Source organism: Deinococcus deserti VCD115 (genome assembly GCF_000020685.1).
Taxonomy (GTDB): domain Bacteria; phylum Deinococcota; class Deinococci; order Deinococcales; family Deinococcaceae; genus Deinococcus; species Deinococcus deserti.
In genome coordinates this window covers 303,821-314,317 of the sequence record NC_012529.1, presented here as the reverse complement: position 1 = coordinate 314,317, position 10,497 = coordinate 303,821, and the positions used below count along the sequence as shown (strand labels likewise).

At 58.6% G+C, this 10,497-nt stretch carries 9 protein-coding genes; 3 read left to right on the top strand and 6 right to left on the bottom strand.

Translation table 11 applies throughout. From position 1 onward, the window contains the following. Positions 1 to 275: 275 nt before the first annotated feature. Positions 276 to 776 carry a DinB family protein gene (locus DEIDE_RS16010; protein WP_012695371.1) on the top strand — a complete coding sequence of 167 codons (501 nt, stop codon included), beginning with the start codon at positions 276 to 278 and terminating at the stop codon, positions 774 to 776. Between the two features lie 917 nt (positions 777 to 1,693). Here DEIDE_RS16010 and DEIDE_RS16005 read toward each other — a convergent pair. Then, positions 1,694 to 2,332, bottom strand: coding sequence for a Type 1 glutamine amidotransferase-like domain-containing protein (locus DEIDE_RS16005; RefSeq protein WP_012695370.1), 639 nt, complete (start codon positions 2,330 to 2,332; stop codon positions 1,694 to 1,696). Between the two features lie 23 nt (positions 2,333 to 2,355). Here DEIDE_RS16005 and DEIDE_RS19275 point away from each other — a divergent pair, with 23 nt between their 5' ends. Next, positions 2,356 to 2,496 carry a hypothetical protein gene (locus tag DEIDE_RS19275; RefSeq protein ID WP_162485710.1) on the top strand — a complete coding sequence of 47 codons (141 nt, stop codon included), beginning with the start codon at positions 2,356 to 2,358 and terminating at the stop codon, positions 2,494 to 2,496. Positions 2,497 to 2,768: 272 nt separating this feature from the next. Here the strand turns inward: DEIDE_RS19275 and DEIDE_RS16000 are convergent, their stop codons facing one another. Then, positions 2,769 to 3,677 carry an SDR family oxidoreductase gene (locus tag DEIDE_RS16000; protein ID WP_012695369.1) on the bottom strand — a complete coding sequence of 303 codons (909 nt, stop codon included), beginning with the start codon at positions 3,675 to 3,677 and terminating at the stop codon, positions 2,769 to 2,771. 1,453 nt (positions 3,678 to 5,130) lie between these two features. After that, positions 5,131 to 5,613: a hypothetical protein gene (locus DEIDE_RS15990; protein ID WP_012695368.1), complete on the bottom strand. Its 483-nt coding sequence runs from the start codon at positions 5,611 to 5,613 to the stop codon at positions 5,131 to 5,133. Between the two features lie 37 nt (positions 5,614 to 5,650). On the opposite strand from DEIDE_RS15990, the gene DEIDE_RS18760 reads away from it, so the two are divergent. Then, positions 5,651 to 6,450 (top strand): IS5 family transposase gene (locus DEIDE_RS18760; protein ID WP_242403018.1). Its coding sequence is split into 2 segments (ribosomal slippage): positions 5,651 to 6,011 and positions 6,011 to 6,450, totalling 801 coding nucleotides; the frame shifts between segments, so codons are not numbered across the junction. A gap of 448 nt (positions 6,451 to 6,898) precedes the next feature. On the opposite strand, the gene galK is transcribed toward DEIDE_RS18760, so the two are convergent. From galK to DEIDE_RS15970, 3 genes are all read right to left on the bottom strand, one after another. Further along, the gene (galK, locus tag DEIDE_RS15980) at positions 6,899 to 7,942 is read right to left on the bottom strand and encodes a galactokinase (protein ID WP_012695366.1); all 1,044 of its coding nucleotides are present in this window, start codon (positions 7,940 to 7,942) and stop codon (positions 6,899 to 6,901) included. Next, on the bottom strand, positions 7,929 to 9,047 hold the full coding sequence (gene galT / locus DEIDE_RS15975) for a galactose-1-phosphate uridylyltransferase (protein ID WP_012695365.1): 1,119 nt from the start codon (positions 9,045 to 9,047) through the stop codon (positions 7,929 to 7,931). Before galT ends, galK begins: the two co-directional genes overlap by 14 nt. 146 nt (positions 9,048 to 9,193) lie before the next feature. Beyond that, entirely contained in the window at positions 9,194 to 10,321 is a 1,128-nt protein-coding gene (locus DEIDE_RS15970; protein ID WP_012695364.1) for an aldose epimerase family protein, read from the bottom strand. Between the last annotated feature and the right edge of the window lie 176 nt (positions 10,322 to 10,497).

The following is a 10,497-nucleotide window of genomic DNA, read 5'->3' as shown; positions in this document are numbered from 1 at the left end:
AGCGACCTCTTCTCCTCCCCACACCAGTTGGGCCGTGCGTGTTGAGACAACCTTGGAACCACCATGCCTGACGCATGAATACGGTTTCTATATTATGAGCCCTGGATTCGTCACCCTATGACGTCATGTCCGGAGGCTTGTGCAGGTGCTGACTGTTCAAGCTGCTGAGTGTCTCATTTCTCAGCACTGGACATTCTTGATTCAGAGGGATTGGCCGCATCACGTGAATTCCTGCTGGACACGTGAGGCAACCTCCAGGCGGATACATTGCGGCTATGAATCTCCTCGACCGCCTTTTGGGGCACGACGCCTGGACGACTGCGTGCCTGCTGCAGCAGAGTCGTGCCCTGACGGAGAAGCAACTTGATCAGGAGTTCGACCTTGGCTGGCGGACAGTGCGCGCTACGCTGGAGCACATCATCGACAACATGGAAACCTGGGTGGACCTGATGAATGGTGGCCTCTTCCGCGAGCACCCTGAGCCAGCCGGTTACTGGCGTACACTTGACGGCCTTTCAGACCGCCTGACGCAGGCCAGCCATGATCTCGCCATCCTTGCGCAGCGTATCCAGGCTGAAGGGCGTTTCGACGACACATGGGTAGACGTTCTCGACGAGCCACATCGCCAGAAGACATTTGGTGGGGCAATTGCGCACGTCATTACGCATTCCATGCATCACCGCGCACAACTCATCCATATACTCCGTAGGCATGGCGTGAAGGATGTCATCGAGGGGGATTTGCTCAGCTGGGAACAACAGTACGCTCTCGCTTGATGCGGCGGCCAAATACTCCACGAAAATCACAACTTTACCTGAATGCGCTTTGAGGTACTGGTCAAAGATAAGGGAGGTCCAGGTCTGAACTTGGGCAGACGTCATCAACCTCCTGCCGTAACGGAAAACATTGACCGCTCGGCGCCCACGATTTTCTACGCCCATTGGCTGTAGCGTGTTTTTCTATATCTCCATCCGAAAAGAGGAGACGACAGCTAGGCAGAGTAGGCCGAACGGGTTCATGGCGGTACGTTGTGGTGATGTGGCTTTACTCTGAACCCAGGCTCTATGACATCGACGCGGAGAAGCAGCGTTTTTCCCAGATGCGGCGTGGTGGTATATCTCGTGCGTGCCAAATCATGTGATAGGTGTTCTGCGAAGTCATCTCCATGATCGGTATGATCACATGCATTTCGTTCCCCTCCGGACGACCTCTCTCCAGGATCCTGGCCATACAATCTGTTTGTACAGGCCATAAGGTGACTTTCACCTGCAGGTTGGTCTTTGTGGTGTCCAACCGGCAGCGATAAAGCGCTGAATGTTGTGTTTCGTCAGGAACGTGAGCCAGTCGCTGTCCTGCAATCGCTGGTCAACAGCCAGGACTGTGAGATTGTTGGTCGGCAAGTTGCGCAGGCTATACACCTGTTGCTTCAGTGTGGCTGTATTGCTCTTTCGACCATCCGACAAAAATGTCCTAGACACCCAGGGTGACGCGTACTGGTAAAGATTATGTTGAGCGTAACCACGGACGTACAGTGCGGCACGCACATGCGGGTTCGTTCCGCGTCACTCAGGCAGGCCAGCAACCGGGGGTAGGGGTTAGCGCGTCATGTGGTCCGCCCGCTGGCGCAGCGTCGGCAAGGGTCACGGGGACAGATCATACTCAGATGGTTCGACGCATTCACAGAGTCAACACGTCAAGGGTCAAGGCGTATGACCTCGCCGATGCATGTGACCTCCTGGTTCTGAACGACCACGCCTGACCCGTCCGGACAGGCATATACGGGCAGCGCGTGCTGAGCTGCAAAGCGCGAGAGTTCGTGCAAAAGACCTGGTGTACCATCGAAGTGCGGCTGAAACGCGAAGTTCACGAGGTTTAACCCGGTGGGGTCGTCGTTGACCGGATTATCGGCGTATGCGCCGAGGTGCGTGGTGCCTATGTGCGGCGTGCTGAGGATCGCGCCGGCACTGATCCCGACGTAGACGCCTCCGTTGGCAACCCACGCACGCAGGTCATTTTGCAGGGAGTGACGCCGCAGCCACGCGACGAAGTAATACGTGTTTCCCCCGGAAAAGTGGATAGCGTCGCACGAGAGCAGCGCGCGCCACGCTGCACGGTCGAGCGCACGGTCGATACGGGTGTACGGGTCGAGGGTCAGGCCGAGCCGTGCATAGTACGCTTGTTTCGCACGGAACCAGGAGCGGTCCGGGTCGCCTGACGATGGAACGAATTTGACGCGCGCGCCAGGAGGAACAAGTGACAGCAGGACCTGATCGACGCGGGCATCCTCCGGTGTTTCTTGCGCGCTGTACAGGACGAGAGTGTGTGGCGTCATACGGCGCGACGATAGCAGGGCCTATGACGCGTCGCATCCGCCGAGATACGTATGACTGGAAGACATGGGAAGAAGATCAAATGGCTGCTGAAATGCATCTCATCGTGCCCCATCTTGCTGCCGAAACGTGGCAGGAGCGTTGCGAGAGGAAGCCACAACGTTGACTGACGCGGCTGCAGATCCTGCAAGGCATCTGAGCCAAAGCCAACCACGCTCGAGCCTGCTCAGGTCTCGTCTTCACGTGAAGACGTGACCTGATTACTGTTCCGATGACAGGGTAGGGCTGAAGTAGGGGTGCGGTCTACGTGAGGGCATCAGTAGCCTGCCTCAGGAAATTCTGCCAGATCAGCTGCCATGTTCACGGGTGAGAGGGCAAAGGCACAGCGCGCAAAAGGCGGACCTCTATTAGTGGAGGTCCGCCTGCTAAATTCTCCGCTCAGCCGTTGACGACCTCTCCACCGTTGGGATGCAGTACCTGCCCGCTGATATAGCTACTGTCGTCCGAAGCAAGGAATACAAAGGACGGGGCAACTTCAGCTGGCTGCCCAGGACGCTTCAGCGGCGTACTCTGACCATGGGCAGCAACCCGCTCAGCGTCGAAGGTGGCTGGAATCAATGGTGTCCAGATGGGACCGGGTGCTACCGCGTTCACACGAATGCCCTGCTCAGCAAGGTTCTGGCTGAGACTGCGTGTGAACGCGACTATGGCTCCTTTGGTGCTTGAGTAGTCGAGCAATTGGGGGCTGCCTTTGTAGGCAGTCACAGACGTCGTGTTGATAATCGTAGAGCCGGGTTTCAGGTGTGGCATCGCGGCCTGTGTCAGGTAGAACATGGCAAAAATGTTGGTCCGGAAAGTCCGCTCCAACTGTTCAGGGGTGATATCGCTGATGCTGTCCTGGGGATGCTGCTCTGCGGCGTTGTTCACGAGAATATCAAGCCCACCAAGTTCCTTGACCGTCTGCTGGACAGCCTGTTTGCAGAATTCGACGTCACCAATATCTCCAGCGATCAGTACACCGCGGCGCCCTTCCTCCTGCACCATAGCCAGTGTCTCCTGGGCGTCCTGTTCCTCATTCAAGTAGAGGATGGCTACGTCGGCTCCCTCACGGGCAAAGTGCACTGCTACTGCCCGGCCGATGCCACTGTCACCTCCGGTGATAAGGGCGACCTTCCCCTTCAGTTTGTCGCTGCCACGGTAGTCATCCCGGATGACGACGGGCGTCAAGCTCATTTCGGATTCGATCCCCGGCTGAACGGACTGCGTCTCTCCGGGTGCCTCCTCAGGCATGTTTTCGGTCGAGGCGGTTTCGGCATGGACGTTCTGCAGTTTTTCATCGTTTGACATAAGTTCTCCTCTCCGCGTGAGTGTGGCGAAGCAACTTGGTACCCGGGCTTGACCCAGATCAAGACATCTTGAGCGGTTCCAGTCAGGACCACAAATGTTCACAAACAGCCGGTGAAGCTAAGATGCCGGATTAATGTAAGGGAAGACTCATTTGGCAGATAATTTTGGCCTGTCAGAGATTGAGTTGATATCTTCACACCGCTGGGTACAGTTGTGTGTGAGAAGACCCAGAGCGCGGTCTACAAGTCGCGGCGGCATACTCGTGACCTGCTGCCTGACATTTCCTCGGTGTGGTGCCCCGCACCCGCATGGGCTGATGACACCATCACGTGCCTGCCTGAGGATACTCAACTGAAACACCTTGCTCAAAGGTAGCGAGAAGCCATTCGTGCTTGTCTGCACACCCTGTCCAATGATCTGAGGCCAAATGTTGAAAGCCTGCCAAATTTCGTTGGGCGGCAGGTCTTTTCATGGGCCATCCACGGGGCAGAAGGGATAGGGGTTGGCTCTGGAACCTGTCAGCTTATGCCTTTGACCGACTCCCGTCACGGGATACATCGCCGCTTTCTCATCACGATGCTGTGGCATCCGGTCACTCGACAAAGTCAGATTGAACCTGATCAGGAGCCCGAAAGTACCCTGACTCGACTTCGCGCACGACTCGTTGACCTTCTGACCCTGACGGATGTGCCCGTGCTTCACAACCTTTTGGCAGTGGAGGACGTTGCTGAACAATCACTCGGCAGATGTCCTCTCCTGCGTCCAACAGGGTGCGGAAGAGGTGACTGAAAACCTTTCTGAGAGGGAAGGCAACCTGATACATGTCGGATCTCCAGAACGCGGATAGATAACCGGAGCGTATATCATCCGCTGAGCCTCACGCCTGGCAGACAGGGGGCTCCACAATTGCCTTGGATTCCGCCAGCAGCTGTTGATGTCTCGAATGGGCCGGAGGACCGGGGTTATGTGCTGCAGGATGGTCTGCCGGAATGGCGGGATGGGCAGTGCTCCTTTGAACTCTGGACCACAAGTGTTCCTCTTTAAAACTCGTCAAGCTGGATGTGAGATTTGCAGGTTCGACAAACACGCCTGCGATCTCAGACAAGGTGACAGATCATAGTTGACGGCCCATTATTTAGCCTCTGGTTTTCAACAAGATCGTTCCTCTCAGCACTGACTGCACCTGTTGGAAAGCTGTTTGAGAATGCATAGAGTGCATTTTCCTCTGCCGTGTAGGAACACGCGCTTCTTGAAAAGCAGCTCTATTAGCCTGGGAGGTAGCGCAACCAGCCGCATTATTACCAGTGATGCCTTCATCTTTATTTCGAAGCGTCATAACCAATCAGAGCAGCACTCACAGGCCAAAAGCGGGCTGCAGGCCTCTAAAGACCGGCAGCCCTACAAGCCATCCCAAAAACGGGGTGATGACCGACTACCGTTTGCGACACGTCCCTCAATACCCGTAGATTTGAGCCGGGTTGATGATGATGAGGATACCAGCAGGCGCCAATTGATCCTGAAGATCGTCTGAGATCGCCGGGGCCTGAATAATGCACCACCGTTCACCCGTCAGCGTGCCTCTCTCGTCCAGAGCTGCGGTTACCGAACCCCCCTGGGCCAGAACCTCCGGTGCCAGTGTCCAGGCGTACCGCCCCAACCAACAATCCAGAATGACATTTGCCTCGATGGCCTCCAGCGTGGAGAGCAGGGCGGCAAAACGATCAAACCAGGTGTGCCAATCATCCTCCACTTGCTTGAAGGTGCCTCCAAAAATGATCGAAGGCGCTTTGTAGCGGGGTGCGCTCTCGATGTGGAAGATGTTCGGGAACGGGTAGAGCTCGTCATATGGAAATGCCTGGAGGGCCTGCCTGTTGGCTTCGTGAGCCTGATTGTCCAGGGTATGGATGTGGCCAAAGACGACAGATCGGAAGCCCATTGCCCCTCATCCTGCCATGCTCGCTCTTCCTGTGCTCATGCGGGTTCAGCAGCATGACGCCGTGGAGTTGACCGATCAACAGTGGGATCTCGTTGCCCCCTTCTTCTCCGATCCGCCGCGCCGCACCGATGGTAAAGGTCGTCCCCGCACGTCAAGTCGACCGATCCTCAACGGGATTTTGTGGATTCTTCGGACTGGTGCGCCTTGGAAGGACTTACCTGCACGCTACCCATCGCGCTCCACCTGTCACCGCCGCTTCCAGGAATGGATTTCCTCCGGTGTGCTTGACCGTGTCCTCCAGGCCTTGTACGAGCAGCTTGCCGACCAAGGGCAATTCAACCTTAGCGACTGTTACATCGACGCGACGTTTGTCAGCGCGAAAAAGGGGGCCTCGAGGTCGGCAAGACCAAGCGCGGTAAAGGCACCAAAATCATGGCGATCACCGACGCGAACGGCCTTCCGATTGCCGTCCACACCGCCAGCGCCAGTCCACACGAAGTCACGCTGGTCCATGACACGCTGGACGCCTCCTTCGGTTTCGATCTCCCACAACGATTGATCGGCGACCGCGCCTATGACAGTGATCAGCTGGACGTCGAGCTTGCGGCTCAGGGTATCGAAATGATTGCGCCCAACCGCCGTAATCGGGCTAAGACGCAGGATGGCCGGGCCCTCCGAAGATATAAGCGGCGCTGGCGGATCGAACGGCTCTTCGCATGGCTTCAGAATTTCCGCCGCCTCGTGGTCCGTTGGAAACAGCATGACGGGAACTTTTTCGGGATGGTGCAACTCGGCATGATGGTCGTGCTCTTGCGGCGCCTTCAACGTTGCCTCTGATCCAGTCCGCTATTTCCGCCGGGCCAGAAGCTTCCGTACCTCAACCCGCTTAGGACGAGTTCGATCCAGGCGCATTTCGCGTTGTGAGAGCAGTTCTGGCAGCTCTCGTAGGTGCTGAGGATACTCGTAGCTCGAACTATGGGGGAAGGTGAAACCTGCCGCGCGAATGGCCTGTACTTTTGCCCACTCCTTATCGTTGTGCCGCCGAGGTACTCGGAATCCTCGACCCATGTATGCCATTGCCTGGCCGCATTTTCTGCATTTTGGGGCGCTTTGATCGTCCTCCTGGCGGGTGGTGAGCCTGTCCTGGAAGCACACCCACGTGGAGTTCGACATACCTAATTATCTGAAACGAATGGGCCAGAAGACATGCGCCAACTGATCTACAGCTTCCCATCGTGCCCGATTTTGGGATGACTTCTAACGAGAATTCTCGGGAACACTTTCTTTAGGGCACAACCCTTCGGGCCTGACCAGACCACGTTCCAATGATTTCATCTGCTACGGATACAGCTGTACCAGACCGGACAAGCGCGACAACCGCCCCGCCGAATCCAGCTCCTGTCATGCGGGCACCGTACACATCTGTATGCGCCTGAAGAAGCTCGACCAGGGAATCGACGTCAGGATGGCTCACGGCATAGTCGTCGCGCAGACTGGCGTGAGACGCATTCATGAGCGCACCAAACTCAGCGGCACCTATTCCGGGCTGCACCGCCTGCTGAACCCGCTGATTCTCACTGACCACGTGGCGTGCCCGCTCCCGCAGTGGGCTGGGCAGGGTCTCTACGTCGGCAACGTTTTGAACGTCGCGCAATTCCTTGACGCCCAGCAGGCGTGAGGCTTCTTCGACTTGTGCCCGGCGTTCGTTGTACCCACTTTCTGCCAGGCGCCGGGGAACCCCAGAGTCCAGAACCAGAACCTCCGATCCTGCCGGCAGAGGCCGCAGTTCGCGGTCCAGGCTGCGGGTGTCCAGGTAGAGCAAAGAACGGGAGTCGGCCAGACTGCTGGCCATCTGGTCCATGATCCCGCATTGCACGCCCACGAATTCGTGTTCAACACGTTGGGCAGTCAGTGCGATCTGCACGTCATCCGACACCAGCAGGCCCAGATCCCGCAGGCCCCGCAGAGTAGCAACCTCCAGGGCTGCACTGCTGCTGAGCCCGGCGCCCATGGGAATGGTGGACGTAATATGCAGGTTCAGGCCTTCTCTGACCCCGCTCAGGGCCAGCGCACCCGCCACGTACCGGGCAAACTCCTCGGGAGCATTCTGGCCCACATCGAAGGTGGAATACTCGTCCAGGTCAGCGGCGTACACCCGGTGCTGCTGGGTACCGTTGCGGCTCAGCTGCACGGTGGTGGTGCGTGTGATGGCCGTCGGCAGGACGAACCCGCCCTGATAATCAGTGTGCTCGCCCAGCAGATTGACCCGGCCGGGGGCGACAGCCGTAATGTCAGACGGCTGACCGTAGACGTCTTCAAAGGTTTTCAACTTGTACCTCCCTGAGCTCCTGAGCCGCCACTTCCGGGAATTTGTCGTTGGCGAATTCTCCGGCGCCCTGCTCGGTGCCTGCCAGGAATTTCAGCCGCCCAGGCGCGCGTAGATACGGGTAGATCTCTATGTGTAGCGGAAAATCCGGGACCGCTGCGTCGCCAACCGGTGCCTGATGAACGGTCATCAGATACGGCATGCGGGCCCCAAACAGGCCGTCAAGACGCTGTAGGGCGTCTTTGAGGACCCGGGCGAAGGCCATTCTTTCGGCGTCATCAAGATCACTGAGCAGCCCTACCGGCCGGGCGGGGACCACCCAGGTCTCATAGGTATAGCGGGCAAAAGGTGGCACGACACTGAGGCTTAGGCCCTCGTCCCGGATAACCCGGACCGCGCTGTCGCGCTCTGCCTTCACAAAGGTTTCCAGCCAGGGCTCGCCGGATTCAGCCCGATGTTTCTGGGCCTGCGCAAGAATGGTCGCCTGGACCGGCGGCACGTGATCATAGGCGTAAATCTGTCCGTGCGGATGGTGCAGTGTGACACCCACCTCCACGCCACGGTTCTCGAAGGCCAGCACGGAGCGAATCTTGCCGGTCGCGGCGAGCACGCTGGTGCGGTCTGCCCATACCCCGAGCAGCAGGGCCATCTGGTCGTCGCTCAGGTCCGCCAGGCGGCCGCTGGCATTCTGACTGAAGACGACCACCTCACACTTGCCGGTCGCAGCCCGCTGCTCCGTATTCAGGGAATGTGCAGGAGTGGGCGGTGACGGCGCTTCCAGCGTCAGACTCGGAAAGCGGTTGTCAAACACGGCGATGTCATAGGTGCCGCGCGGCAGTTCTGTGGGATGCGCCGGGTCAGAGGTGGGCGCCAGAGGATTGTATTCAGGAGGCGGAAGGAAGGTTCGTCCCAGCCGGTGCGCTGCGTACATGACCCATTCACCGCGCAGGGGGTGCCAGCGCATGACTGGCCGGGCGTCTACTGGATCTGGACTTGGGCTTGGTACCTCAGAGTCGAGGTGTACAGGTTGCAGCCCATACAGGGTCAGGCCGCGCCCATCAGGCTTCTGAAGGTGCTCGACGTAAAAGGGGAGGGGAGAGGTGGTCATGGCTGAACGGCTCTTTTCATGGCTGGACTCCCGGGGCACAGAGGAAACATAGAGCGCCCTGCATCGGCTTAAAGCCCAGGTACGGGCTCAGGAACAACGTGGACGGGGATACGACTTGCCGGAGCTGACGCCCCAGTGGCGACCATTCAGCCCAGAGGCTCTGCGTCGTAGAACGTAAAGGCATAGCAGGTGTGCGATGTGTAGGTCTCGCCCGGACGAAGTACGGTGGATGGAAAGTGAGGCTGATTTGGAGAATCCGGGAAATGCTGGGTTTCCAGGCAGATCCCCCAGTGCTGGTTGTACACCTGACCCCCTTTGCCCCGGATCCCGTCCAGATAATTGCCGGTATACACCTGCAGTCCCGGTTCCGTTGTGGTGACGACCAGGCACCGGCCCGAGTGCGGTTCGCGCAACTGGGCAGCCAGGTGCATTCCCGGGCCCTCACGCAGCACAAAGTTATGGTCGTATCCTTTGGCCTGCCGGAGCTGCTGCTCGTGCCCATGCTCACGCAGGACGTCGCCCAGGCGCCGCCACTCACGGAAATCGAAGGGCGTGCCCTCCACAGGCTGCACGACGCCTGTGGGAATAAGTTGCTCGCTGACCGGCGTCATGGCATCAGCCTCGATCTGCAGCTCATGCTCCAGAATGTCCCGCCTGGCATTGCCCGCCAGATTCCAGTAACTGTGCTGAGTCAGGTTAACGATGGTGGGGGCGTCGCACTGGGCGTGATAGGCAATTTCCAGCTGCCCGGGGAGGCCCAGCGTGTACGTGACGCGGACGTCCAGGCGGCCCGGGTAACCTTCCTCTCCTGCGGGGCTGCTGTAAGTGAGGTCAAGCGCTGGCCCACTGTCTGCGAGCCGCATTTCTCCGTGCCAGTGACGGTGGTCGAAACCCCCCTCGCCGCCATGCAGTGCGTTTGGGCCGTCGTTGCATCCCAGACTGTAGGTCTCGCCGTCCAGCGTGAAGCGTCCCTGAGCAATCCGGTTGCCGTACCGGCCGATCAGGGCCCCGAAATAGGGCGACTGATCCCGGCTGAAATACGGGGCTGCCTGATCATGGCCAAGCACTACATCTTCAAGGCGGCCCGATCTGTCAGGGAGCAGCAGGCGGACCAGCACACCTCCGTAGTCCATGATGGCTGCTTCGGTCTGGTCCGGTGTGCGCAGGGTAAACAGCGTGATCTCGCGGCCTTCGGGGGACAGGCCCCAGGATTCAGCGCTGATGGAACCTACGGGACCCGAGAGGTGCTTTCCCGGCGCGTGGTTAGGAGTCATTGGGTGCCTCGCTTTCAAGGGGCCAGCATCTCTTCAACGGCCCGGCGGCGGCTTTTGCCGGGACAGAACGAAAAGCGGGAGAAAACAGAACTATGGTCATGGAGCCTCCTGGCACAACGGTGATACAGGATGCGGAGCAGTCTCAGCTGGCTGGGCCGCATAGATCTGGTCTCACC

What these genes read in the sequence shown, in the direction of transcription:
- galT (WP_012695365.1), bottom strand. Translation starts at nt 9,047, where the DNA reads ATGACCACCTCTCCCCTCCCCTTTTACGTCGAGCACCTTCAGAAGCCT.
- DEIDE_RS19275 (WP_162485710.1), top strand. Translation starts at nt 2,356, where the DNA reads ATGACGCGTCGCATCCGCCGAGATACGTATGACTGGAAGACATGGGAA.
- DEIDE_RS16010 (WP_012695371.1), top strand. Translation starts at nt 276, where the DNA reads ATGAATCTCCTCGACCGCCTTTTGGGGCACGACGCCTGGACGACTGCG.
- DEIDE_RS16000 (WP_012695369.1), bottom strand. Translation starts at nt 3,677, where the DNA reads ATGTCAAACGATGAAAAACTGCAGAACGTCCATGCCGAAACCGCCTCG.
- DEIDE_RS16005 (WP_012695370.1), bottom strand. Translation starts at nt 2,332, where the DNA reads ATGACGCCACACACTCTCGTCCTGTACAGCGCGCAAGAAACACCGGAG.
- DEIDE_RS15970 (WP_012695364.1), bottom strand. Translation starts at nt 10,321, where the DNA reads ATGACTCCTAACCACGCGCCGGGAAAGCACCTCTCGGGTCCCGTAGGT.
- DEIDE_RS15990 (WP_012695368.1), bottom strand. Translation starts at nt 5,613, where the DNA reads ATGGGCTTCCGATCTGTCGTCTTTGGCCACATCCATACCCTGGACAAT.